The following is a 25,846-nucleotide window of genomic DNA, read 5'->3' as shown; positions in this document are numbered from 1 at the left end:
GTCTGTGAAGGTGGTGTTACGATATGGCTATAATTAATTAGTAAATTCAGTTAGTTATATTGCTCATTTTCTTTCAAGACAATTCTTATGTGGTCTTGTTAAGGAGTTAAGTCAGACTTTTCCCACTTTTACGTGAGCAGGCAAGTAAAAATTTATCACGATAAAATATAAACCTAAAGAGGCATATAAAAATGGCCGCTGTTAGAGTGACTCTATCAATTTAAAATTCTGATGTTGTGAATGCTACTCTTTCACGACTGCTGTAATCGATACCATTTATTTATTGAAGCAGTTGTGGTGGTCAGAATTGGACAAAGTTAATGCTGTAATAAAGGAATAAATAAATGGTATATGCACATAATAAACAAGTGCGTGTGGCTGTCCTTGATGATCACCCAATGGTCCGTACCGTTTTCGAGTTGTGTTTAAAACATGAGTCCGATATTCATTTGGTGGGAACCTGGGCTTCAAGTAATGAATTATTTAATCAGCTAAGGAGTACCGTGGTTGATGTGCTGGTACTGGATTTCCTGCTGGGCGAGCGTGAACTGGATGGTTTGGCGTTGGTGAAGCAACTGCGTAATCACTATCCGCAGCAAAAAATTCTGATCTCTTCTTCAATGGAGAGTCCTGCCATCGTCAAAATGGTGCTGAGCGCGGGTGTAAAAGGCTTCATTGGTAAGAGCCACAACATGCAAGAGATCACACACGCTATTCGTCAGGTGGCACAAGGACGTTTGTTCCTGTCAAAAGAAGTCGCCTATGAAGTGGAAAATCTCTATGTCATGAGTGAAGAGTCACTGGATGAAAGCCTTGATTTCAGCAGCAAAGGCAACATGTATGAGAAGGTGAAAACCCTCAGCCCGCGCGAAGTGGAAGTGGTGCGTTGTTTTCTCGATGGTTTAAGCGTGTCGCAAATTGCCGTGAAGTTTAAGCGCAGCCGTAAAACGGTGAGCGGACAGAAACAATCGGCGCTGAAAAAACTCGGTTTGCGCTCCGATTCTGAGCTGTTCAAATACAGCCACGACCTGATGTCAGGCTATTAATTTTCTTCACAGGCGGCCACATACGGCCGCCAGTAGCCTCCTCTGCATTGCATACTTCACGTTCCAGGTAACACCTTTCCGTAACATGTCTTTAGGTGATCTTCATCACAGTTTAAAGCTGCGTAACCCGGTCTGATGGCGCCCATTGCTACAGCACTTATGGGGACGTTATGAATATCGAAACGCAATCCGGCATGATCACTGGAAAAAAACAAGTCAGCGTTGCACAGCAGCAGGTGAAATGGGACGGCAAAGGTACGTTGGTGCGCATCACGCGTGGCGGCATTTGTGGCTCCGATCTGCATTACTATCAGGAAGGTAAGGTCGGCAGTTTTGAGATCAAAATGCCGATGATTCTTGGCCATGAAGTGATTGGCTACGTGGTTGAGAGCGATGACCCGAATCTCAAACCCGAGCAAAAAATCGCGGTAAATCCCTCAAAGCCCTGCGGCACCTGCAAATATTGCCAGCGCGATCAGGAAAATCAGTGCACCACCATGCGTTTCTTCGGCAGCGCCATGTATGTGCCGCACGTTGATGGCGGTTTTACTCAATATAAAGTGGTCGATAGCGCGCAATGTGTGCCGTTCCCGCAGGATGCCGACGAAACGGTCATGGTATTTGCTGAGCCGCTGGCGGTTTGCATTCACGCTACGCAGCAGGCGGGCGATCTCACTGGCAAGCACGTGTTCATTTCGGGCGTGGGTCCGATTGGCTGCCTGATTGCGGCGGCGGCAAAAGCGCGTGGCGCCGCCTCCATTGTGTGCAGCGATATCAGCGAGCGTTCACTGGAGATGGCGCAGCAAATGGGCGCAACCGACGTGATTCATGCCGCAGAGGGCGATTTCGCGCCATACCTCGCCGACAAAGGCTATTTCGATGTGGCGTTTGAAGCCTCTGGTCATCCTTCTTCGCTGCAGCGCTGCCTTGATGTGGTGTGCGCCAAAGGCACGCTGGTGCAGGTTGGTATGGGCGGCACCATCCCCAATTTCCCAATCATGGCGCTGATTGCCAAAGAGATAAATCTGGTCGGTTCCTTCCGCTTTACTCATGAATTCAACACCGCCGTCGAATGGCTAGCTACTGGCGTGGTGAATCCGTTGCCGCTGTTCAGTGGTGAGTTCGCCTTGCAGGATATTGATGCCGCGCTGCAGTTTGCCGGCGATAAAACCCGTGCCGCTAAAGTTCAGTTAACTTTTTAAGGAGCAGTGATGAGCCAGTTATTTTCTCTCGAAGGCAAGCGTGTGCTGCTGACCGGTTCGGCGCGTGGTATTGGGTTTTTGCTGGCGCGTGGCTTAGCGGAAGCCGGTGCCGAAGTGATTGTCAACGCCACCACGCTCGAAGGGGCAGAGAAGGGCGCCGCGCATCTGCGTGAGTTGGGCTTACGCGCGCACGCCAAAGCGTTTGATGTCACCCAATCGGCGCAGGTTAAGCAGGCGGTGGATGAGATTGAAGCGGAGTGGGGCGCGATTGATGTGCTGGTAAATAATGCCGGCATTCAGCGCCGCCGACCTTTCCTGGAATTCCCGGAGCAGGACTGGAATGACGTCATTGCGGTAAACCAGACCGCCGTATTCCTGGTTTCGCAAACCGTGGCGAAAAAAATGGTTGAGCGTCAGCAGGGCAAAATCATCAATATCGGTTCGATGCAGAGCGAATTAGGGCGCGACACCATCACGCCTTACGCGGCCTCCAAAGGCGCGGTGACTATGCTGACGCGCGGCATGTGCGTGGAGCTGGCGCGTCACAATATTCAGGTCAACGCCATTGCGCCGGGCTATTTCGTCACTGAGATGACCCAGGCGCTGGCAGACGATCCTGCCTTTACCGGCTGGCTCACCAAGCGTACGCCAGCCGCACGCTGGGGCAAGCCGGAAGAGCTGATTGGTGCGGCTGTATTCCTCGCTTCCGGTGCATCGAACTTTGTTAACGGGCATCTGCTGTTCGTTGACGGTGGCATGCGCGTCGCCGTGTGATATCTGGACGCGGCTGGCGTTATCGTCGGGCCGCGCCTAAACCTTAATCACCCCTCTGTATTCCTAAGGATAATAAAAAATGCCAATAACCATCATTGTGCTGGGTGTGATACTGCTGCTGGTGTTGATGATTGTATTTAAGGTCAATGGTTTCATTGCGTTGGTGTTTGTCTCGGCGGTGGTCGGTATCGCTGAAGGCATGACGCCGCTGAATGTGATGGCCTCGATCCAGAAAGGTATCGGCTCCACGTTAGGCGGATTAGCGATGATCCTCGGCTTCGGTGCCATGCTGGGGCGGCTGGTTTCCGATACCGGTGCCGCACAACGCGTTGCCACTACGCTGATCGCCGCGTTTGGTAAAGAGCGGCTGCAATGGGCGCTGGTGGTGACCGGATTGATTGTCGGGCTGGCGATGTTCTACGAAGTCGGTTTCGTGCTGCTGCTGCCGCTGGTGTTCACTATCGTGGCAGCTGCCGGTCTGCCGCTGCTGTACGTCGGCGTGCCGATGGTCGCCGCGCTCTCGGTCACGCACTGCTTCCTGCCGCCACATCCGGGCCCAACGGCGATTGCCACCATCTTTGGTGCCAATCTCGGTACAACGTTGCTCTACGGTATGATCATCACCATTCCAACGGTGATTATTGCCGGACCGGTTTTCTCGAAGTTCCTCAAAAGCTTTGAGAAGTCACCGCCGGAAGGGCTGTATAACCCAAAAATCTTCACGGAAGAGGAGATGCCGGGCTTTGGTATCAGTATCTTTGCCGCAGTGATTCCCGTGGTACTGATGGCGATTGCCGCCGTCTTCGAATTGACCACGCCGAAAGAGAACGCGCTGCGTCAGTTCTTTGAATTCATCGGCAATCCAGCGGTAGCGCTGTTTATCGCGGTAGTAATCGCCGTGCTGACGTTGGGGCTGCGCAATGGCCGTAAGATGGAAGAAGTGATGGATATGTGCGGCGAATCGATTGCCGCCATCGCCATGATCATCTTTATCATCGCAGGCGGCGGTGCGTTCAAACAAGTGCTGGTGGACAGCGGCGTGGGTAACTATATCGCCGATATGATGAAGGGATCGTCTCTTTCACCGCTGCTGATGTGCTGGACGGTGGCGGCAATGCTGCGCGTGGCGCTGGGTTCGGCCACGGTGGCCGCCATCACCACCGCCGGTATTGTGACGCCGATTATCGCGGCCACGCACGCCGATCCGGCCTTGATGGTGCTGGCGGTGGGTTCCGGCAGCGTGATCGCTTCACACGTTAACGATCCCGGCTTCTGGCTGTTCAAAGGCTACTTCAACCTGAGCGTGGTGGAAACCCTGAAAACCTGGACGGTGATGGAAACGCTGATCTCGATTCTCGGTTTAGCCGGCGTACTGGCGCTCAATGCGATAATTCACTGATCGACAAGGCTTCACAAGGATGTGAAGCCCTCAAACACGCGTGCGGATCCACGAGAAACGTGACTGATAGCCGCTGTCAAAATGGGTGTTGTAGCGATAGCTGGAACCCGATTCCGCCATGCAGTAAGTACAAACGTTTAGCATCTCAATATGTTCCGCCACTATTCCCCGCTGTAACAACAAGCGCCGCGCCAGATTAGGCAAATCAAACCAGATTCCATCTTGCTGAGCCCGCGCCTGCGGACGGATCGCTTGTGCGTTATGCGGCTGCTGAGTGAAGTAGGGTAACGGCGGAAGATCGTCACGATCCTGCATCTGTGTCACCAGATCGTTACCCAGCTCATAGCAGCACGGCCCGATCGCCGGACCGATGGCCACACACAGCGTTGCACGGCTGGCGCCGCGTTCCAGCAGACGATCAATCGCGTTGTTCAACACGCCACCGAGTGTGCCTTTTAATCCGGCGTGCACCGCCGCCACTTGCTGTTGTTGCGGGTCGGCAAATAACACCGGCAGACAATCGGCGGTATATACCGCGACCGGCAGATGATCTTCGCCAATCAAACCATCTGATTCGCAACGCTTAGGCGGGATGTTTTGATTAGCCAGCAGCACATTGGCGCTGTGACGCTGTTGGCCGTAAGCGGCATTGACTGGAACGGGCTGGCCCGCCGGTTGAAACGCGTATTCCAGCCAGGAAAACGCATCCAATAGTCTCGAGCGTGGACCGCTGTGCGGGTGCTGTGCCATAAGTGTCTCCTCTCACCAAACGGCTGCTTTCTGCTGCCCACAGCTTACGTTAACTGCTACATTTTTAAAGCTTTACAAAAACTGCCCTAATCACTTAAGGATGAAATGATGAAGAAAACCACTTTGCTGGCGGCGTCCGGCTTAATCGCGTTGGCGTTGACCGGTTGCGCGCAACCTGCCAAACAGCAGGCTCAGCAGCAGCTCGGTCAGCAATCGGTACTGGCAGTGAACTGGTTCCAGCAATCCGGCGAATATCAGGCATTGAGCTGGCAGGCGTTTAACAGCGCGCGCATGGCTTTTGATCAGGCGCCATCGCTGGCGGGTAAACCGAAAGCGGTTATCGTCGATTTGGATGAAACCATGATTGATAACAGCGCCTATAGCGCGTGGCAGGCAAAAAATGGCCAGCCCTTCTCCGGTAAAACCTGGTCAGCGTGGACGCAGGCGCGTCAGGCCACCGCCGTGCCGGGCGCAGTGGAGTTTGCTAACTACGTCAACAGCCACGGCGGCACTATGTTCTATATCTCCAACCGCGATCAAAAAGACTATGCCGCAACGGTGGAGAACCTGAATAAGCTGGGCTTCAGCGGGGTGAGCGAGAAAACAGTGCGCCTGAGCACCGGCAATTCCAACAAGCAAGAGCGCTTTGATGCGGTGAAAAACGCGGGTTACAACGTGGTGCTGTATGTGGGCGACAACCTGAATGACTTTGGCGGTTCAACCTGGCATCAGGGAAATGCGCAGCGTCAGCAGTTCGTGAGCCTCAACCATCAGCGTTTTGGCACCCAATTCATCGTGTTACCGAACCCGCTGTATGGCGACTGGGAAAGTGGCATGGCAGAAAACTACAACAAACTAACGCCTGAACAGCAATTGCAGGTGCGTGAAGCGCGTATGAAAGCGTGGAACGGTAAATAGTTCGTCAGGTGAAATAGCGTCTGCGTTGGCAGGCGCATTCATGTCCTCTTCAGGTCCAGTTATATTTACACTCCTGCGTAACTATTATTCTCCTCACGGTTTTCCTGATCTCTTACTTAATTTGATGAGAATGAGCAGTGAATTATATTGTCTTGCTGGCAAAATGGCAGTGAATAACGCTAATCATAAATTTTACAATTAGGAATCTTCTCAGCTCAAAAGGCTTAATTCTTATCGCCACTTGAAAGGCATAGCATTATTACGTGTATTTTTTTGTAATTGCATCACGAATATTATATTTAATGATGCTCTTATTTAACTGTTAATAATCATTTTTATCGTTTTCGCTCAATGTTTGCCCACTTGCATAAACTTACCAAATTAATATGTTTACTGAAGTTTTGTTTACAAAAAGACGCATTTTGTCGACGTCACAAATATTCCTGATGCAACACTATGCTTAAGCGTCTATAAACAATTTCTGTGAGGAAGTTCTGCTTTCATCCTCAATTGTTCTCCATAGCCGCGTTTAATGACGTCGCTATTTAGTTGAAAGCGATATTTCAAAACGTTGAGAGAAGATTATTGTGACGACCCTGAAACCCTTATTAGCGATAAATAGCAGTCTGGCTATGCAGCGCCGCGCGCGGTTAATTCAGCAATCTGCAGAGGAATCAACGCCATGAATTTAAGCACGCTTCGTCAGGATATTCCGGCTGGATTAGTGGTGTTCCTGGTCGCGCTGCCGCTCTGTCTTGGCATCGCGCAGGCAAGTGGATTGCCACCCTTTGCTGGTCTGCTAACCGGTGTGATTGGCGGTTTGCTGGTTACTGCGCTCAGCCCGTCGCGCTTTGCCGTCAGCGGTCCAGCGGCGGGTTTAGTGACGGTTGTGGTCGCATCGATCGCCACGCTAGGAAGCTTTTCCGCCTTTCTCACCGCGCTGATTCTGGCGGGTGCGTTGCAGTGCCTGTTTGGCTTACTGCGTGCCGGACGCTTTATCGCGCTGGTGCCGAGCAGCGTGATTAAAGGCATGCTGGCGGCGATTGGTATTCTGCTGATTATGCAGCAAATTCCGGTAGCATTCGGCGCGGCGGGCGATGTCGAGCTGCTGTCGTTGGTTAACGGGGAGTTTCAATTTTCGAGCAGTGCGATGCTGGTTGCTGGCGCGGGATTATTGATTCTCTGGCTATGGACCACACCGCTGATTAAATCGTTTAAAGCGCTAAGCTGGATGCCCGGCCCGCTGATGGCGGTGCTGGTGGGCTGTGCCGCCACAGTGTTTGGCGATCGTCTGTTCCCGGCGCTGGCAGAAGGCTTACCGCGCATCACGCTACCTGCGTTTGATAGCATGTCGGCGCTGTTAGCGGAGCTGGAAACGCCAGACTGGCAAGCGTGGCAAAACCCTGCTGTGTGGATGGTGGCGATAACGCTGGCGCTGGTCGCGAGCCTTGAAACGCTGCTCAGCCAGGAAGCGCTGAAGAAACTGCGTCCGCAAAATCCTGCACCTTCACCCAACAAAGAGATGTTTGCGCAGGGCATTGGTAACCTGACGGCTGGTTTCCTTGGCGCGATGCCGATTACTGCGGTGATCGTGCGCAGCTCGGTGAATGTGAGCGTTGGCGCGCAAACTAAGCTGTCGATTCTAATCCATGGTGTGCTGCTATTAATTTGCGGCCTGTGGTTCAGTAATCTGCTCAACGCGATTCCCCTTGCCAGCCTCGCGGCGGTGCTGCTCTATACCGGTTATAAGCTGGCTACACCGCGCCTGTTCATTGAGCAGATACGCATGGGGCCGCAGCAATATGTGCCATTCCTTGCCACCATCGGCGGGATTATCGTGTTTGGCATGCTGGCCGGCATTGGAATTGGCATCGCTACCCAAATTCTCTACAGCATCTATAAAAGCCATCGCAACGCCTTGCAGCTCACGCGTCATGACGGTCACTACGTTTTACGCCTCAAGCAAAATCTGACCTTTATGCACAATCCGAAACTGCAGGGATTGCTGGCGGAAATTCCGGAAAATAGCGTGGTCGTTGTGGATAACGATAACGCCGAGTATATGGATCCCGACGTTAAGGCGGTGCTAAAAGACTTTGGTGAAAACGCGCGTGAACGTGGCATTCGTCTGAGTCAGTGGCCTGTTGTGGTGAAATAGCAATAAGTCTGCGCTGGAATAGCGGTTTTAAAATGAAAAATCGGATATCTCGGATAGCCGATTTTTTTATTTACAAGGCATAATTGCCGCAAGTTTTATCCTTTTTCTCTGGCGTTTCCACAATGCCATTTGGCCCGACGCTGCTGTTTATGGCAGGTTGAGCGCCGCCCAGCCGCAGAGTAGGATGACGAACACTTGCTTAATTACCGAATCATCGCACGGTTATTTCCGGTTTAATGCTTGCTGATGCCTATGGCTGATGGCGGCACTTTCCAGGTTACAGGGTTCAGACGTATGCGCGTTATGCTGTTTGAAGAGAATAATTTTAAAAAGAATGCTCTCACGCTGTTCTTCATTACGCTGTTTTTCTGCTTTATCGGCAGCCATTTACGCATTCCCGAAGAGTTCTCTCTGTTTTGGCCGGTAAATGCACTGGTGGCGGGACTGATCGTGCGGAATCCGTTTTTGCACACCACCTCCAGTTATCTGGTGTGTTTTAGTGCGATGGTTTTTAACGACACGGTATTTTCCGGCTGGGCGCTGCCGGCGTTTACCGTCAATTTTGCTAATATTCTGTTTATCCTCGTCGCGGTCAGCATGCTGATCAAACATTTGCAGCGTCCTTCCGCTAACAGTCAGGTATTTAATGCGATGCGCATTTTTCCCGCCTGTTTTCTTGGCGCGGCGGCGTGTGCGACCTGGGGCGCATGGGCGCAGGATATCGATTTCAATGCGCGCTTTATCGTGGCGTGGGGCGACTGGTTCAGCGAACAGTTCTCCACTTCGCTGATGCTGCTGCCGGTAATGCTGGCACGCCCGCTGCGCACGGTCTCACCGCGCACCTTGCTGCATCCCGGCAAACTGCTGCCACTGGCGGCGGTCATCCTGTCGCTGATCGTTGGAGCATTAATTGGCGGGGCAGGCAGCCTGACATTCCCGGTTCCTGCCCTGATCTGGTGCGCTATCGTTTTGCCGATTCCGTTGACCAGTTTGGTGATCCTGATAACCGGTATCACCGAGATTGTGCTGGTGTCGCACGGCGTCATGAATATTCAGGGTGACGATGCGCTGCTGCCGATTAGCCATCTCACTTCGGCACGCCTTGGCGTTGCTACCGTTGCGCTCAGTCCATTGCTTGTGGCGGTGAGCATGGATGCCATCCGCCAGCTGAATCATCGCCTTGCTTTGCGCGCTAATTTTGATTTCCTCACCCAGTTGCTGTCGCGTTCCGGTCTGTATGAAAGTCTTAGAAATGAACCTTTTTCGTTACAGCGGGAAGCTGGCGTAGTGATGCTCGATGTCGACTATTTCAAAGCCATTAACGACAACTTCGGTCACGATGCCGGTGATTGCGTGCTTGAAGAGATTGCGCGGCGCATTCTGCGTGTGGTTGGTAACCGTGGCATGGTGTGTCGATTTGGTGGTGAAGAGTTTGTGGTGGTGGTGTTCGATTGTAGCCACAGCCAGCTCTATCAACTGGCTGAAACAGTGCGCCAGGCGATGGTCAAAGAGAAGTTCTGGATTCAGGGCAACACGGTAACGGTCACCGCCAGTTTAGGCCTGGCGCGCGGCAGTGCGCAGAGCGAACGTGAGTGGCCTGGCGTAATTAATCGTTTAGTGTCAGCGGCGGATAAGAATCTCTATCTCTCCAAACGCAATGGACGAAATCAAACCTCACCGGCGATGGAACCGCGCAGCATGATGAATGACGTGGCCTGAGCCACGTCCGCCTTTTACACGCTGCTTTTCAGTTGGCTGGTCTGTTGATGACGCTGCTGTGCCAGCTCGATCAGACGGGAAATCAGGTCGCTGTAGCTTAAGCCCGCAGCCTGCCATAACTTCGGATACATGCTGATGTTGGTGAAGCCTGGCAGGGTATTCACTTCATTGACAATGATCTCGCCGCTTTCCGTCAGGAACACGTCAACACGCGCCATACCAAAACACTCCAGCGCCTGAAACGCGGTAATCGCCACCTGACGTATTGCCTCGCTGGCTTCATCGCTGATCGCTGCTGGCACCACCACTTGAGCGCCGCTTTCGCTGATGTATTTGGTGTCGTAGGAGTAAAAGGCATCGTGGACGACCACTTCGCCGCATGGGCTGGCTTCTGGCGTATCATTGCCGAGCACAGCACACTCAATCTCGCGTCCTTTGATCCCTTGCTCGATCAACACTTTGCGATCGAACGTAAAGGCCAGATCCAGTGCGACATCGAACGCTTCAACGCTGTCGACTTTGCTCACGCCGACGGATGATCCCTGGTTAGCCGGTTTGATAAACAGCGGCAGACCAAAGCGCGCAATCACGGCCTCAGCGTTAATATTCGCGCGCTGTGCCTGCGTTACGCTCAGCCAGGGAGCGACGCTCAGACCAGCATCACGTAACAGGCGCTTGGTGAAATCTTTGTCCATGCTGACTGCAGAACCGAGCACGTCAGAACCGACAAACGGCAGATTCGCCATGCGTAATAAGCCCTGCAGCGAACCATCTTCACCCAGCGTGCCGTGCACGATAGGGAAAATAACATCCAGTTGTGATAGCGGCTGCGCCTGCTGACGGGTAATCACCTGCTGGGAAGAACTTCCTGGTACCAGCGCGATATTTTCACCTGAACGATTAAGGGCAATCAGCTTCGGATTCTCAGCGTTGAGCAAGAATCCCGATGCATCATTGAGATGCCATTCACCCTGTTTATCGATCCCCAGTAACACCACGTCATACTTACTCTTGTCGATGGCTTCGAGGATGTTTTTGGCTGATTGTAATGACACTTCATGCTCGGCTGATTTGCCGCCAAACACGATCCCTACACGCTGTTTTACCATTGCTATTTGTCCGATTGCGATAAAGCGAGCCAGTAAGATAACACGCCCAGGACAGCCATCAATAGCCCTGCTTTTTCCTGCATAACACACTGTAAAACAGTCTATCTCAGCCTGCTCAGTCACGAGTTTAAACAATTATTCATAACCGTTTGAGACAAGTCTTGGACGGCTCAAAACCTGCATTCTGTCAGAATTTTCCCAATTCAAACAGGTGCAACGGTGGGCAATGTGCTCACCGTTTTTTTGTCAGGTTTACAGGAGTCGGGAAATGGTCGACCAGAAGCAGGATGCTGTGGAGCAGGATGCGCGTTCTGTTGCTCGTATTGAAACCAGGGTGGATGACACGTTGTTAAAAAGCGTGGCTTGGATCTGCAAACACTACAAACGCGAGAAAAGTGAAGAAGCGCTGGTGGCGGGTTTGCCAAAAGCGACATTGCTCTCACCATCACAAGCCATGACTGCGCTGGAAAATGCCGGCATTACCGGCGGTATGGTCGAACGACGTCTGCAGGATCTTCCGGAACAGTTAATGCCGATGATACTGCTGCGCAAAGAGGGCGGCGGCTGTATTGTGCTGTCACGCCGTATTCACACCAACGAAGAGAATCAACGTGAATTGCGTTTCCAACTGGTGATGCCAGAAGTGAGCGCTTCAGCCGTTGAGATGAGCCTGGCAGAACTCAATGAGATCTACGCCGGCTTCGCCGTGATGGCGAAACCTGCTGCGGTGGTTGATGAGCGCGCCAGTGAAATGTTGCCAGAGGTGAAAGGCCATTGGCTGTTTACCACGCTGTGGCGCTATCGCCGCTATTACCGCAGCGCCGCAATTGCGGCGGTATTGATCAACGTCCTCGGTCTTTCCAGCATCTTTTTCACCATGAACGTCTATGACCGTGTGGTGCCCAATCAGGCCTTCGTAACGCTGTGGTCATTGGCCATTGGCGTCACCATTGCGATGGTTTTTGAAGCCGTTACGCGTTTCGTACGTGCGCATCTACTGGACATGGCCGGTAAAAAGGCCGATTTAGTGCTTGGCAGTATGCTGTTCCGCCAGGCGCTTTCCATCCAGATGGAGCATAAACCGGCTTCCTCAGGAACCTTTGCGAACCAAATTCGTGAGTACGAATCGGTGCGTGACTTCGTGGCTTCCGCCACGCTGGCGGCGATTTCCGATCTGCCCTTCATTCTGATGTTTGTTGGCGTGATCTTCTTTATCAGCGGCCCGTTAGCAATCATTCCGCTCATGATGATCCCTTTGATCATCATCGTCAGTGCCGCGATCCAGTGGCCATTGGCACGCATCATGAAAGAGAACTTGCGTGACGCCTCGCTCAAGCAAGGCGTATTGATCGAGTCGGTTGAAGGCATGGAAACGCTGAAAGCGGTGGGCGGTGAAGCGCACATGCAGCGCCGCTGGGAAAACTTCAGTGCACTGCAATCAGCTAACTCAATGAAATCAAAACGTTACTCGACGCTGGCAACCGGCGTGGTGACGTTCCTGCAGCAGTTCCAGACCGTGATGTTGGTGGTTGCCGGTGTTTATCTGATCAACGAAGGCACGTTCACCATGGGTGCGATGATCGCCACCGTGATGCTCGCCAGCCGCGCCACCGGCCCGCTCGGCCAGGTTATTGGTTTGGCAGTGCGTTATCAGCAGGCAAAAGCCGCGTTAACTTCGCTGAACAAACTGATGGAGATGCCCGTCGATCGTGACAGCAGCAAAACCTATCTCACTGATCCACCGTTGAGTGGTGAGATCACGCTGACTAACGTCAACTTCTCCTATCCAGCACCGCCAATGAAGCCGAACCCGGAGATCCTCAAAGATATCTCGTTGAGCATCAAAGCCGGAGAACGCGTCGCGATTCTCGGTCGCATCGGTAGCGGTAAATCCACCTTATTACGTGTGATGGCGCGACTCTACCAGCCGGTTAAAGGTCAGCTTTCAGCCGATGGGTTGGACGTAAACCAGATTGATCCAGCGGACTGGCGCAAAGCCGTTGGTTTTGTCGGGCAGGATGCGCGTCTGTTTTATGGCACGCTGCGCGAAAACGTGATGATTGGGCGCCCGGACGCCACTGCCAATGAGCTGTTGCGCGTGCTGAACCTTACTGGTCTGGATCACGTTGCCGCACGTCATCCAAGCGGGATCAATTTAACGGTCGGCGAGGGCGGTGAAGGCCTGTCAGGTGGTCAGCGTCAGTTGGTTTCTCTGGCGAGAACGCTGCTGACGCGTCCAAAAGTGCTGCTGATGGATGAGCCAACCAGCGCCATGGATAGCATGACTGAAAACCAGTTCCTCACGCACTTACGTCGTGCCAGTGAAGGACACACGCTGATCGTGGTAACGCATCGTCCATCCATTCTGGCGCTGGTCGAACGCATCATCGTAGTGGAAGAAGGAAAAGTGGTCGCGGACGGTCCTAAAGATCAGGTACTTGCCGCGCTGGAAGGGAAAAACAAACCCCGTCCACAGCCGCGTAAGGCTGCTGAACCGGCAGTACCTGCGTCAGCGCCCGCTAACGATGCTTCGGCAGTGTCTGCGCCGAAAGAAGCAGCACAAGAGGAGGCTGCAGTATGAGCAAGTTAATGCCATGGCGTAAGAGCGAGAAAGGTATGTCCGCTGCTGATGCCGAATTTATGAATGACGTGCAGGCATCTCTGCTGTCACAAACCACGCCCGGTTCCAAGCTGGTGATTTGGATTATCATCGCGGTATTAGGCATAGGATTAACCTGGGCCAATTACGCACGAGTCGAAGAGATCACCAAAGGCGATGGCAAAGTCATCTCACGCAGTCGCGAACAGGTCATCCAAAGCCTGGAAGGCGGCATTCTGGCAGAGATGAATGTGCGTGAAGGTACGGTAGTGGATCCCGGTGATGTGCTGTTGAAAATTGACCCAACGCGTGCGCAGTCCAGCTATCGCGAAGTCCTGAGCAAAGTGGTGGGGCTGAAGGGCAGCATTGCGCGCCTGCGTGCGGAAGCGTATTCACTGCCACTGGCGTTTGATGAGCAGGTGAAGCGCGATCCGGCTGTGGTGGCGCAGGAAACGAAAGCATATGAATCGCGTAAACGTGCGTTAAGTGACAGCATTAACTCATTGCAACGCAGTTACGCACTTTCAATGCGTGAGATTCATCTGGCTGAACCGTTAGCGGCCAAAGGTCTCTTGTCGGAAGTCGAACTACTGCGCATGCAGCGTCAGGCCAATGACATTCAGGCGCAAATTGTTGAGCGTCGTAACCGCTATCAATCTGATGCCCACACCGAGCTGGGACGCCTGGAATTAGAACTGAGCCAGGTGAGCGAAAACCTTATTGGTCGTGCCGATATCGTTGATCGCACCACGATAGTGGCGCCAGTGCGCGGTACGGTGAAAAACGTGCGGGTAAACACGATTGGCGGGGTTATTCAGCCAGGTGAGCACATCCTCGAAATCGTTCCTCTGGAAGAGCAGTTGCTGGTGGAAGGGAAAATCCGTCCGTCTGATGTCGCCTTCCTGCGTCCTGGTTTACCGGCCAAGGTGAAAATCACGGCCTACGACTTTGCCATATACGGCGGGCTTGATGGGCACGTTGAATACATCAGTCCAGATACCCTGAAAGACGATCAGAAAGCGGCCAGTGGACGCCCGGATGATACCTACTATCGCGTACTGATCCTGACGGACAAAAGCACGCTGCATGCGGGTAACAAAGATCTGCCAATCATTCCCGGCATGATCGCCACCGTCGAGGTGCGCACGGGTGAGAAAACCATTCTCGATTACCTGCTGAAGCCGGTCCTGAAAGCTAAAGAAGCATTCCGCGAGCGTTAATAATCATGAAAAATAATAACAAGATGCGCTACGTACAGGCGCGTCATCTCTCTCTGCTTGCCGTTTGTATTGCGGTGGTGATGGCACCGGCGGTCAACGTAATGGCTGATTCTACCAGTGAGTTAATGATGTTTGCAGAGATGAGCGGCCAGCGTCCAGCGGTACCGGCTCCAGCGGCGGTGCGAACTCAGCCCTTGCCGGTTCATGTGGCACCGGCACCTGCGGTAAACATTGCGCGACCAGAGATCGCTGTGCCAGCGCAGCAGCCGCTCTTCGCTGAAAGGCAGAAACCTGCGACTATTATTACTCAGCCGGTTCAGCCGTCAGTTGCGCCGATTGCACCGCATGCGATAGCGGAAGCTCCGCAACAGTTTAAGGTCATAGAGCGTGCAGCACCGATCAATGCCAAACCGAGCCAGCCGGCTGAAATTCAGGGCGGCGGTTTCCTGACGGAGGAACAGCGTCGTCCTGAGCCACAGCCGTTCAATCCGCTGCAACCGGCGCGGAAAGTGAGTCAGCCACAATCTGCGCAAACAGCGACTCATGCTCCAGTGGAAAGCCCACAGGCAAATATCAATTTTGTAAGCACGCCTTCAGCCGATGCTGCAGTCACGACTTCTCCGGTTACGCTAAGGGGCGGGGCTAATGAAACGGTTGCCGAAAGTGAAATTCGGCAAAAGTTTCTTTCGGCTGCACGCATTACCTGGCGTATCAGTCCGTCACTGAAGTCCTATATCGCTCAGGGCGATGCGGCTGAAGCCAGCGTAGATGAAGCAAAAGGCCAGCGCTGGCCGCAGGTTGATGTCAGCGCCGCATCCGCCACCAAAGAGTTTGGCAGTGGCACGAAGAATTATGAATACCAGGGGAATACGCCATCATTAGGTGTTTCAGTAGCGACCAACCTTATCGACTTTGGCCAAACCAGTCGCACTATTGAAAGCCGCGAAGAGCGCGTTAAGTCAGCCTTGCAGGCGGTGCAGGCACAGCGTGAAGATCTGGCGATGCAGGTAAGTAATGCATTGATTGAGTGGAATAAACAGCAGCACGTCATTGCCATCAGCAAACAATATCTGGGGCGTATGGCAGAGCTGACCAAAATGCTCAGCGGCATTGTTCAATCAGATACTGGACGTCGCAGTGAACTGACGCAGGCGAAAGGGCGCTTGCTGCAAGCGCAAAGCTATCTGGAAAATGCCGAATCACGCGCACGTGATGTAGAAATCACCCTGAATCGCCTGATGGGCAACAGCCGCGTGACTTTACCAGCCAGTGATAAGTGGGCGCTTTCCTTTGGCGATTTAAATCGCCAGCTGACGAGTCTGGATGTCCATCCGCTGATCTTGCGCGCCAGCGCCGAAGAGCGAGCGGCCTTCAAAGAGGCGGAGGCGATCAAAGCTTCTGGTCTACCAAAGCTCAACTGGACAGTTAGCAAAAACACCCGTGAAGATCAGCTTGGGCGCCAGCAGGCATGGCAAACCGGCCTCAACGTGAGCTGGGGCTTATTCCGCGGCGGTTCAACCAATGCACAGGAAATTGCGGCGATTAAACGCGCCGAAGCGAGCCGTCAGCAGGTGCAAGAACAGCGCCGCGATCTGGAAAACCGTGTGCGCGCAGCCAGCCAGAATGCACACTCAACAGCGGAACGCGCCGTGCTGTATAAAAACCTGATTGTGGAATCCGACCGTATTCGTAAGGACTTCTTTGATCAGTGGTATCACTTAGGCCGCCGTTCATTGCTGGACGTACTGAGCGCAGAAAGCGATCTGTACAACAACCAGGTCAGTGAAGTCAGCAACCGTTTTGATAGCTATGCCGCCATTATCAGCGGATATGCTAACTCGGGCACGTTGAGTCGTTGGTTGACGACCGGACGATAAACTGGCACATAAACCCGCTTCGGCGGGTTTCTTGTCCTTAACCCAACGTAAACGAACGGGCTTTTTGAGTTGGCAACGCGGCGCAAACCACTTTAGAATCGCGGCGAATTTTTACCCAAGAGGAGAACGGCATTGGACACTTGTCCCACACGATTACAGCAGGACCTCGCGGTAAGATAGCTTTCACGCTGTCTTAACTGCGCGTTAAGACGGTGGATTCCCTTCCAGAATCACCCCTTTTCATAAGCATAATGCAGCTGATTCCCAGCGGTATTCGCACTGTCTGTAATCCATTTTTAACCTGTTATTCCGCAAATAAAGAGTTGTGGAGTGAGGTCTATCATGGATTGGAAAATCTTTTTACTGCGCGTCACCGTCGCGCTGGTTTTGGGCGCACTGATTGGCAGTGAGCGCCAGTTACGTCAACGCATGACCGGATTGCGCACCAATGCGCTGGTCAGCACCGGCGCATGTCTCTTCGTTCTGATGACACAAAGCGTGCCAGGCATCGCCACCGATGCGTCGCGTGTTGCAGCCTATGTGGTATCCGGTATCGGTTTCCTCGGCGGAGGCGTGATCATGCGTGATGGCTTAAACATCCGCGGATTGAATACCGCCGCCACCTTGTGGTGCACCGCCGCTATTGGCGTGCTGTGCAGCATGGGATTGCTGTTGGAGGCGACGATCGGCTGCATGGTGATACTGTGCGCGAATATTCTGCTGCGTGAATTGGCTTTGGGGATCAACCGTCAAACCATCGTCTCAGCCGCCGAAGCGATTCAACACTATAAAGTACAAATCATCTGCCTCGCGCAGGATGAAGTTCAGGTCCGCAGCCTGATGCTGCACACGCTCGGCGGCAGCGGCCTACGGCTACAATCATTGCACAGTGAAGATATGGATCCGCCGCATCGCATGGAAGTAAATGCCGAGGTGATTGGCAATCCGACGTTAACCGACCAGCTTGAAAGCCTGGTGAGCCGCATTAGTCTGGAGAAAGGCGTCAGTTCGGTAAGATGGCAGGTGAGTGAGTTGGAACGGGATTAGTCTTTTGGCAAACGTGACGCTATTTAATCGCCACTTTGAATGAAGAAGAAAAAAGCCACCTTGAGATAGGTGGCTTAATAATATGAATTTATTCGCTAAATTGGTGGCCCCTGCTGGGTTTGAACCAGCGACCAAGCGATTATGAGTCGCCTGCTCTAACCACTGAGCTAAGGGGCCAGCGGAGCGGGGATTATAGAGTATCTTGTTAGGGTGATCCAGAGTTCACCATTCGGATGGTGAAAATTACAGCAATAGCTGACTCCTTGATCTCAAAAAGAAAATTCTACTATCCCACGCACTATCGTTTATTAAGCGCCCAATCACCAGCGTTTTTTTGAGACCAGGCTCATTCGAAAGTTTGTCGATACTACAAATAGCGCGTTGCAGGCTTGTTGAGCGAGATGAAGGGTAATATGGCGATGCGTGCCTCTTCGTAGTTCTGCCAAAGCTGCACATCTTCCACGGATGGGATTGTCACCAGCTCGCCGGCATCGAGTCCACGCAGCGCTGACGAGACTAAATCGTCTACTTCCATTAGCATCTCAGCGGGAAGATCATTAATGGATTTTCCTGCGCGCTCAAAGATTTCAGTGCGCGTTAAGCCTGGCAACACAGCCTGCATACGCACACCGCTTTCGGCTAATTCACGATGCAGATTACGGGTCAGGGAAAGTACATACGCTTTACTGGCGTTGTAGGCACCATTGGCCGATTCGCTCACCAGCGCTAGCACCGAAGCAATATTCACAATCGTGCCATTGCGACGTGCAAGAAATGCCTGTGCAGCACTGTGGGCCAGCTGAGTCAGCGCAAGGATATTTAACGTCAGCATCGTTTGTATTTTCGCGATATCACCGTCAATGAATTCGCCTTCAACTGTCATACCTGCATTGTTTACCAGCAGCGTAATCGCTTTGTTTTGCTGGATTTCGCGATCAACTCTTAGCAAATCATCGTGGTTGGTGAGGTCGGCAGCCAGCACGCTGACTTCAACGCTATGTGCTTCACGCAGCGATTGCGCCAACAGATTGAGCCTGGCTTCATCGCGTGCCACCAGAATCAGGTTTGTGCCACGTGCTGCCAGCTGTTTTGCATAGGTCGCGCCAATTCCGCTTGATGCGCCGGTGATTAAAGCCAGTTGTTGTGACATGTGTGTTCCTTAAGATGATGGTTGTCATATTTACGAGATTTAATATGACGATCATAATATTTGTCGTCAAGCTAGAATATGATGGTTGTAATAATTACACTGATTGCCATCAACGATGTCGGAGTCAATGAAGATGGAAAAGCTGAGCCATAAAGCGCGTACACGACAGCGCATTCTGGATGAGGCCTCGGTGGTGATGCGCGAGAACGGCACTGAAAGCATCGGCGTAGCGGCGCTGATGAAGCGCGTCGGTTTAACGCACGGCGGCTTTTATGCCCACTTCGCCTCCCGCGAAGATCTGGTGCAAGCGGTGATCGCTGAGATGTTTGCTGATTCGGCGCGCCGCTTTGCGGATATCACCTCAATTAACGATCCCGCTGAACGACTTAATCAGCTGATTGATAGCTATTTATCCGAGCAGCATTGCAACACGCCGGGTGAAGGCTGTCCGATGCCTGCGCTGGTGAGTGAGATGGCGCATTTACCCGTCGAGGCGCGTACGTTGTTTTCACAGCAGCGTGAAGCGATGCGGCAGCGTTTGGCATTGACGCTACATGAGCTTAATCATCCGCATGCGGATGACGCGGCGACCACCATGTTGGCTGAGATGGTTGGTGCGGTGGCAATAGCACGCGCTTGTCCGGACGACGAGGAAGCGCGCACTATGCTGGCGAGCAGTCGTCGATCGGTAAAACAACGCGCCGGACTGGAGATTGTATGAGCGAGCACGATATCCGCGACATCATTGCGCCTGATTTACAGGTGCTGTTTTGTGGCATCAATCCGGGCAAGTCGTCGGCGCACACTGGATTTCACTTCGCGCATCCCGGCAATCGCTTTTGGAAAGTGATATATCAGGCCGGCTTTACGCGCGAGTTACTCAAGCCCGAGCAGGAGCAGCGGCTGCTGGAAACTGGATGTGGTATTACCATGCTGGTGGAGCGTCCGACGGTGCAGGCTAACGAGTTGGATGGCGATGAATTACGCGACGGTGGCTCACGCTTGCAGCAAAAGATTTTGCACTATCAACCGCGTGCATTGGCGGTGTTGGGCAAAGATGCCTTCCAGAAAGCATTTCGTCAGCGCAAAGTTGAGTGGGGCGAGCAGCCGCTAACACTGGGTGAAACGCGTTTGTGGGTGCTGCCTAATCCGAGTGGGTTAAATCGTGCGACGCTAGAAGAGATGGCCGCATCCTATCGCCAACTGCATGATTGGCTGCAAAGTAACGCGCGATAGAGCGACGCTTCAGGCAATAAAAAACCCCGGCAAGCCGGGGTTTTTTCGTCTCGACAACAATTAATCGTCGAGGAAGCTACGCAGTACTTCTGAGCGGCTTGGGTGACGCAGTTTACGCAGCGCCTTGGCTTCGATCTGACGAATACGCTCACGCGTTACATCAAACTGTTTGCCAACCTCTTCCAGCGTGTGGTCGGTGTTCATATCGATACCGAAACGCATACGCAGAACTTTCGCTTCACGCGCGGTTAGGCCAGCCAGCACGTCGTGAGTCGCTGAGCGCAAGCTTTCCGAAGTTGCGGAATCCAGCGGCAGCTCCAGCGTGGTGTCTTCGATAAAATCGCCCAGATGCGAATCTTCATCATCACCAATCGGCGTCTCCATAGAGATTGGCTCTTTAGCGATTTTCAGCACCTTGCGGATCTTATCTTCAGGCATCAGCATACGTTCAGCCAGCTCTTCCGGCGTCGGTTCGCGACCCATTTCCTGCAGCATCTGACGCGAAATACGGTTGAGTTTGTTGATGGTCTCAATCATATGCACCGGAATACGGATGGTGCGCGCCTGGTCAGCGATAGAGCGGGTGATAGCCTGACGGATCCACCATGTGGCGTAAGTTGAGAACTTATAACCACGACGGTATTCAAACTTATCAACGGCTTTCATCAGGCCGATGTTGCCTTCCTGAATCAGATCGAGGAACTGCAGACCACGGTTGGTGTATTTCTTCGCGATAGAGATAACCAGACGTAAGTTTGCTTCAACCATCTCTTTCTTCGCACGACGCGCTTTCGCTTCGCCGATAGACATGCGGCGGTTGATGTCCTTCACCTGCTCGATGGTCAAGCCGGTTTCTTCTTCGATCTGCTGCAGTTTGTACAGCGAACGATTCACATCGTCTTCAACTTCCAGTAACTTCTCAGACCACGGCTTGTTCATGGCCAGCGCGGCTTTGAACCAGCTTGGGTTGGTTTCGTTGCCGGTAAATAGCGTGATGAAGTTTTTCTTCGGCATTTTGCACAGTTCAATACACAGCTTCATGATCAGGCGCTCTTGCGTACGCACGCGCTCCATCATTTCACGCATATTGTTTACCAGGTAATCGAACTGCTTCGGTACCAGGCGGAACTGCTTGAACACTTCAGAGAGGTTTTGGATTTCGGCTACGGCGTCAGCATGGCTGCGGCCTTTGGCTTTGATGACGGTACGCGTGGTTTCGTACTGCGTGCGCAGGTCGCCAAACTTCTCGCGAGCCAGTTCTGGATCGATAGAGTTATCGTCATCAGAGCTGTCGTCATCGTCCTCATCTTCTTCTTCGTCGTCATCACGGTCTTCCTGCGATAACTCAGAACCGACGTTGGTGGCGGTCGGCGCGATATCTTCTTCTGCGTTCGGATCGATGAAACCGATGATCAAGTCAGACAGGCGAGCATCGCCCGCTTCTACGCGATCGTACTGATCGAGCAGATAGGTGATCGCTTCCGGATATTCGGCTACAGAGCATTGGACCTGGTTGATACCGTCTTCGATGCGCTTAGCGATGTCAATTTCGCCTTCGCGCGTCAGCAGTTCAACGGTACCCATTTCGCGCATGTACATGCGCACCGGGTCGGTGGTACGGCCAATTTCAGATTCAACACTGGATAAAACCTGAGCGGCGGCTTCTGCGGCATCTTCGTCAGTATCGGAGCTGTTTTCATTCAGTATCAGATCATCAGCATCAGGCGCTTCTTCAACAACCTGAATACCCATGTCGTTAATCATCTGGATGATGTCTTCGATCTGATCGGAGTCGACGATATCTTCCGGCAGATGGTCATTGACCTCAGCATAGGTCAAATAGCCTTGCTCCTTACCACGGGTGACAAGTAGCTTAAGCTGTGACTGCGGGTTTTGCTCCATAAGACGGTATCCACACTTCTGTTAATTAGATTGGTGTCGGTCGGCGGCGAAAGCCAACAATAACAGTGAAGGCGTTGTGTTTTTGCCGCTGCCTACATCGCGGCCGGGGCCTTTGCCCTTCTATAATCGGCACTTAAGCCGCTTGAATTCTGTTCGGACCTGGCTCACTCGTCATTTTCGTCCCCGGCAGTGCTCGCAATCCTCACGTACTTCAGTACGCTCCGGTTGCTGCGCGCTGGCGGTAAAGAAACTGACTTCGACGCCTACGGTCCTTTTTCCGGTTTCGCTTATATACAAGCCTTGTCCGTAGAATGAGTCAGAAAAGGAGCTTAAAGAGCGCTAACTGTTCTAACCAAGTAAAAATCTTATTTTTTTGCTAATGCCTGGCTTAGAGCCCAGAATTCACGGCGTTCAATGGCACTTAAGCCTTCCGTTCGCTCGCGAGCGATAAGCGCTTCAAGGCGCTGTTCGAGCGCGGAATCGTAAATACTTGCCAGTGAATCCTGGAACACTTCTTCCGCCTCTTCATCCACTATCATGTGGTTCCAGGTGGCCAATGTTTCAAGGGGCTGGCTAAAATTTGTTCCGCGATATAACTCTAGTAGCTGTCCGGTGGTCAGGCCAGGATTCTCTGTACAACGACTGACTAACTCCACAAATAGCGGTAAACCCGCCATTTTTGACTGCTCCAGTCCATCCAGTGTAGGCACGATGGAGGCAAATTGCGGATTCTGCACTAATAACGCGATCAATACGCGCATGGTGGTGCGCTTCAACGGCGGGGCAGTTGGCAGCACTCCGCTTTCCGCCAGCTTCGGCATCAGCTTGTCTAACTGGTTATCGTCAAGAATCCCGAGTTTATTACCCAACGTTTGACGCATATAAATGCGCAGCGTTTCACCGGGAATCTGACTGATCAGCGGTAACGCCAGTGTCGCCAGCTTGGTTTTGCCATCGCGTGTACTCAAATCCACTTGCGGCATCAGGCTGTCGAAAAGAAACGTGGAGAGCGGTGTAGCCTGCTCCATTCGCGCTTCAAAGGCTTCTTTGCCCTCTTTGCGTACCAGCGTGTCCGGATCCTCGCCATCGGGCAAAAACATAAAGCGTAGCTGACGGCCATCATTCATGTAAGGCAATGCGGTTTCGAGCGTACGCCATGCCGCTTCACGTCCGGCGCGGTCGCCGTCGTAACAGCAAATCACGGTATCCGTTGAGCGGTAAAGCAGCTGAACGTGTTCAGCAGTGGTCGAGGTGCCCAGCGATGCAACGGCATAATCGATGCCAAATTGCGCCAGCGCCACCACGTCCATATAACCTTCGACAACCAGCAAACGCGTGGGTTGCGGATGATTTTTCTGCGCTTCATAAAGTCCGTATAACTGGCGGCCTTTATGGAAAATCGGTGTTTCAGGCGAGTTCAGATACTTCGGCGTATCGTTGCCCAGCACGCGGCCACCAAAACCAATCACGCGGCCACGCTTATCGCGAATAGGGAACATCACGCGATCGCGGAAGCGATCGTAGGTGCGGCCTGAGTCATTGCTGACTAGCATGCCCGCTTCCATCAGTGATTCGCGATCGTCTTTCTGCTGGCCAAAGCGCTTCAGAGCATTATCCCAACCGGCAGGCGCATAGCCGATAGCGAAGTGATCGATCACTTCCTGACTAAGACCACGCGTGGCGAGATAATTCTGTGCAGATTGCGCTTGTGGATTACGCAGGCTCTGTTGATAGAAGCCGTTCAGGCCATCCAGCAACTGATAAAGACTTTGACGTTGATGGCGCTCCATCTGGCTAGGACCATTGCCCGCTTCATACGGCACTTCTAAGCCATGAAGCGTGGCCAGCTCCTCAACGCTCTCAACAAATTCCAGACGATCGTGATTCATCAGGAAGTCGATGGCGTTGCCTTTGGCGCCACAGCCGAAGCAGTAATAAAACTGCTTCTCACCGCTTACGGTGAAAGAGGGGGTTTTCTCGTTATGGAAAGGACAGCACGCGTGATAGTTCTTACCCTGCTTTTTCAGCTTAACGCGGGCATCGATAATATCCACGATGTCCGTGCGGGCAAGTAAGTCGTTGATAAATATGCGTGGAATTCGTCCAGCCATAAGCCCCGATTTTTCAGCTCATAAACGACAACAAGCCGCGCTTCCTTTCGGAAAGCACGGCCTTTTACTTGACTCTGTCTGCGTTTATCACGCGGCGGAAGCAAGCTTCCGCAAGAAATTAGTACAGACGAGTGCGGCGTGCGTTTTCGCGAGCCAGTTTCTTGGCATGACGCTTAACTGCAGATGCTTTAGCGCGCTTACGCTCAGTGGTAGGCTTCTCGTAGAACTCACGGCTACGAACTTCTGCCAAAACACCTGCTTTCTCGCATGAACGCTTGAAGCGACGCAGTGCTACGTCGAACGGCTCGTTTTCACGTACTTTAATTACCGGCATGTAACTCTTACCTCGATAAAATTCGGTTTTTGCTGCTGACTGCGGCGCCAGCACATTTCAAAATGGTGCAGCATTTTACTCCAGCCGCGGCCGACTTGTAAAGCACCATGTATAATTTAGAACCAACAGGGGCATATGCCATCGCGGCTGCCGGTTTTTTCAGGCCGTGGAGTATAGCGCACTCTTTGTGCGACAGAAAAACACTTTTTCAGGGGCAAAGTCTCTGGCGTGAGAATTGCCTGTGTTACACTGCGCGCCGCACGAAGAGGGTGATAAAAGCTATGCGAGTTCTGGGTATTGAAACGTCCTGCGATGAAACCGGCATCGCGATTTATGACGATGCGTCCGGTCTGCTGGCAAATCAACTATATAGCCAGGTGAAACTGCATGCCGATTACGGCGGAGTGGTGCCGGAACTGGCATCGCGTGACCACGTCCGTAAAACCGTGCCGCTGATTCAGGCGGCATTGAAAGAAGCAGGCCTTGAGCCACAACAGATTGATGGCGTTGCCTATACCGCCGGGCCTGGATTGGTCGGCGCGCTGCTGGTTGGCGCCACCATTGGTCGTGCGCTGGCGTTCGCCTGGAATGTGCCGGCGGTGCCTGTGCATCATATGGAAGGCCATCTTCTGGCGCCGATGCTGGAAGAGAATCCGCCGGAATTCCCGTTTGTTGCGCTGCTGGTTTCCGGCGGCCATACACAATTGATCAGCGTGACCGGAATTGGTGAATACACCTTACTGGGCGAATCGATTGACGATGCAGCAGGCGAAGCGTTTGATAAAACTGCCAAGCTGCTGGGGCTGGATTATCCGGGCGGACCGATGCTGTCGCGTATGGCGCAGCAGGGCACGCCAAACCGTTTCCGCTTCCCACGGCCAATGACCGATCGTCCGGGGCTGGATTTTAGCTTCTCCGGCCTGAAAACCTTTGCAGCGAACACCATTCGCGAGCATCAGGGCGAAGAGCAAGCCCGCGCGGATATTGCCCGTGCGTTTGAAGACGCGGTGGTTGATACCTTAATGATTAAGTGCAAACGTGCGCTTGAGCAAACCGGCTTTAAACGTTTGGTGATTGCGGGTGGCGTCAGCGCGAACCGCACGCTGCGTGAGCGCATGGCTGAGATGATGCAAAAGCGTGGCGGCGAAGTGTTTTATGCACGCCCTGAGTTTTGCACTGATAACGGCGCGATGATTGCTTACGCTGGCATGGTGCGTCTCAAAGGCGGCACCCGTGGTGGACTCGGCGTGAGTGTGCGACCACGTTGGCCGCTGGCAGAATTACCCGCCATCTAA

At 52.9% G+C, this 25,846-nt stretch carries 20 protein-coding genes and 1 tRNA gene; 14 read left to right on the top strand and 7 right to left on the bottom strand.

What is annotated here, in order from left to right:
- Positions 1-344: 344 nt before the first annotated feature.
- The 4 genes from AC6I8A_RS16940 (at position 345) to AC6I8A_RS16925 (ending at position 4,421) form a co-directional block, all read left to right on the top strand.
- Positions 345-1,046, top strand: a complete 702-nt coding sequence (locus AC6I8A_RS16940) for a response regulator (RefSeq protein WP_256697538.1) — start codon at positions 345-347, stop codon at positions 1,044-1,046.
- Between the two features lie 170 nt (positions 1,047-1,216).
- The gene (gene idnD, locus AC6I8A_RS16935) at positions 1,217-2,248 is read left to right on the top strand and encodes an L-idonate 5-dehydrogenase (RefSeq protein WP_265298772.1); all 1,032 of its coding nucleotides are present in this window, start codon (positions 1,217-1,219) and stop codon (positions 2,246-2,248) included.
- Between the two features lie 9 nt (positions 2,249-2,257).
- The gene (idnO, locus tag AC6I8A_RS16930; protein ID WP_265298774.1) at positions 2,258-3,022 is read left to right on the top strand and encodes a gluconate 5-dehydrogenase; all 765 of its coding nucleotides are present in this window, start codon (positions 2,258-2,260) and stop codon (positions 3,020-3,022) included.
- 79 nt (positions 3,023-3,101) lie between these two features.
- On the top strand, positions 3,102-4,421 hold the full coding sequence (locus AC6I8A_RS16925; RefSeq protein ID WP_008103467.1) for a gluconate:H+ symporter: 1,320 nt from the start codon (positions 3,102-3,104) through the stop codon (positions 4,419-4,421).
- A gap of 30 nt (positions 4,422-4,451) precedes the next feature.
- On the opposite strand, the gene AC6I8A_RS16920 is transcribed toward AC6I8A_RS16925, so the two are convergent.
- A complete protein-coding gene (locus tag AC6I8A_RS16920) occupies positions 4,452-5,171 on the bottom strand; it encodes a purine nucleoside phosphorylase YfiH/LACC1 family protein (RefSeq protein ID WP_265298776.1) in 720 nt (239 codons plus the stop codon).
- A gap of 108 nt (positions 5,172-5,279) precedes the next feature.
- Here AC6I8A_RS16920 and AC6I8A_RS16915 point away from each other — a divergent pair, with 108 nt between their 5' ends.
- The 3 genes from AC6I8A_RS16915 to AC6I8A_RS16905 all read left to right on the top strand — a co-directional run bounded on the left by AC6I8A_RS16915 (position 5,280) and on the right by AC6I8A_RS16905 (position 9,966).
- Positions 5,280-6,089, top strand: coding sequence for a 5'-nucleotidase, lipoprotein e(P4) family (locus tag AC6I8A_RS16915; protein ID WP_256698452.1), 810 nt, complete (start codon positions 5,280-5,282; stop codon positions 6,087-6,089).
- A gap of 682 nt (positions 6,090-6,771) precedes the next feature.
- Positions 6,772-8,247 carry a SulP family inorganic anion transporter gene (locus tag AC6I8A_RS16910; protein WP_497818813.1) on the top strand — a complete coding sequence of 492 codons (1,476 nt, stop codon included), beginning with the start codon at positions 6,772-6,774 and terminating at the stop codon, positions 8,245-8,247.
- 294 nt (positions 8,248-8,541) lie between these two features.
- Positions 8,542-9,966, top strand: a complete 1,425-nt coding sequence (locus tag AC6I8A_RS16905; protein ID WP_497818812.1) for a GGDEF domain-containing protein — start codon at positions 8,542-8,544, stop codon at positions 9,964-9,966.
- Positions 9,967-9,980: 14 nt separating this feature from the next.
- Here the strand turns inward: AC6I8A_RS16905 and ddlA are convergent, their stop codons facing one another.
- Positions 9,981-11,075, bottom strand: coding sequence for a D-alanine--D-alanine ligase (gene ddlA / locus AC6I8A_RS16900; protein ID WP_256697532.1), 1,095 nt, complete (start codon positions 11,073-11,075; stop codon positions 9,981-9,983).
- A 268-nt stretch (positions 11,076-11,343) separates the two neighbouring features.
- Between ddlA and AC6I8A_RS16895 the strand changes: the two genes are divergently transcribed.
- The 4 genes from AC6I8A_RS16895 to AC6I8A_RS16880 all read left to right on the top strand — a co-directional run bounded on the left by AC6I8A_RS16895 (position 11,344) and on the right by AC6I8A_RS16880 (position 17,818).
- Positions 11,344-13,656: a type I secretion system permease/ATPase gene (locus AC6I8A_RS16895; RefSeq protein WP_436332374.1), complete on the top strand. Its 2,313-nt coding sequence runs from the start codon at positions 11,344-11,346 to the stop codon at positions 13,654-13,656.
- Positions 13,653-14,894 (top strand): HlyD family type I secretion periplasmic adaptor subunit, encoded by a 1,242-nt coding sequence (locus tag AC6I8A_RS16890; protein WP_497818811.1) that lies wholly within the window; start codon positions 13,653-13,655, stop codon positions 14,892-14,894. Before AC6I8A_RS16895 ends, AC6I8A_RS16890 begins: the two co-directional genes overlap by 4 nt.
- 5 nt (positions 14,895-14,899) lie before the next feature.
- Positions 14,900-16,771 (top strand): TolC family protein, encoded by a 1,872-nt coding sequence (locus AC6I8A_RS16885; protein WP_293798276.1) that lies wholly within the window; start codon positions 14,900-14,902, stop codon positions 16,769-16,771.
- Between the two features lie 342 nt (positions 16,772-17,113).
- A complete protein-coding gene (locus AC6I8A_RS16880; protein ID WP_008103447.1) occupies positions 17,114-17,818 on the top strand; it encodes an MgtC/SapB family protein in 705 nt (234 codons plus the stop codon).
- Positions 17,819-17,919: 101 nt separating this feature from the next.
- Here the strand turns inward: AC6I8A_RS16880 and AC6I8A_RS16875 are convergent.
- Together AC6I8A_RS16875 and AC6I8A_RS16870 are read right to left on the bottom strand one after the other, a co-directional pair.
- Positions 17,920-17,995 (bottom strand) — tRNA-Ile (locus AC6I8A_RS16875).
- Positions 17,996-18,185: 190 nt separating this feature from the next.
- Positions 18,186-18,968, bottom strand: a complete 783-nt coding sequence (locus tag AC6I8A_RS16870) for an SDR family NAD(P)-dependent oxidoreductase (RefSeq protein WP_256697480.1) — start codon at positions 18,966-18,968, stop codon at positions 18,186-18,188.
- A gap of 133 nt (positions 18,969-19,101) precedes the next feature.
- Between AC6I8A_RS16870 and AC6I8A_RS16865 the strand changes: the two genes are divergently transcribed.
- Together AC6I8A_RS16865 and mug are read left to right on the top strand one after the other, a co-directional pair.
- Positions 19,102-19,689, top strand: a complete 588-nt coding sequence (locus AC6I8A_RS16865) for a TetR/AcrR family transcriptional regulator (RefSeq protein ID WP_479490387.1) — start codon at positions 19,102-19,104, stop codon at positions 19,687-19,689.
- Positions 19,686-20,204 (top strand): G/U mismatch-specific DNA glycosylase, encoded by a 519-nt coding sequence (gene mug / locus AC6I8A_RS16860; RefSeq protein ID WP_256697478.1) that lies wholly within the window; start codon positions 19,686-19,688, stop codon positions 20,202-20,204. The genes AC6I8A_RS16865 and mug overlap by 4 nt, the downstream gene beginning before the upstream one ends.
- A gap of 60 nt (positions 20,205-20,264) precedes the next feature.
- Here the strand turns inward: mug and rpoD are convergent, their stop codons facing one another.
- From rpoD to rpsU, 3 genes are all read right to left on the bottom strand, one after another.
- Positions 20,265-22,106 (bottom strand): RNA polymerase sigma factor RpoD, encoded by a 1,842-nt coding sequence (gene rpoD, locus AC6I8A_RS16855; protein ID WP_008103440.1) that lies wholly within the window; start codon positions 22,104-22,106, stop codon positions 20,265-20,267.
- Positions 22,107-22,471: 365 nt separating this feature from the next.
- Complete coding sequence (dnaG, locus tag AC6I8A_RS16850; RefSeq protein ID WP_008103438.1) at positions 22,472-24,217, bottom strand: DNA primase; 1,746 nt, start codon at positions 24,215-24,217, stop codon at positions 22,472-22,474.
- A gap of 118 nt (positions 24,218-24,335) precedes the next feature.
- Positions 24,336-24,551, bottom strand: coding sequence for a 30S ribosomal protein S21 (gene rpsU, locus AC6I8A_RS16845; RefSeq protein WP_008103436.1), 216 nt, complete (start codon positions 24,549-24,551; stop codon positions 24,336-24,338).
- A 281-nt stretch (positions 24,552-24,832) separates the two neighbouring features.
- On the opposite strand from rpsU, the gene tsaD reads away from it, so the two are divergent.
- Positions 24,833-25,846 (top strand): tRNA (adenosine(37)-N6)-threonylcarbamoyltransferase complex transferase subunit TsaD, encoded by a 1,014-nt coding sequence (gene tsaD, locus AC6I8A_RS16840; RefSeq protein ID WP_256697477.1) that lies wholly within the window; start codon positions 24,833-24,835, stop codon positions 25,844-25,846.

The sequence above is a fragment of the Pantoea sp. X-Soil-ISGK-275 genome, assembly GCF_059730795.1.
This window is presented reverse-complemented; position numbering and strand designations above follow the sequence as displayed.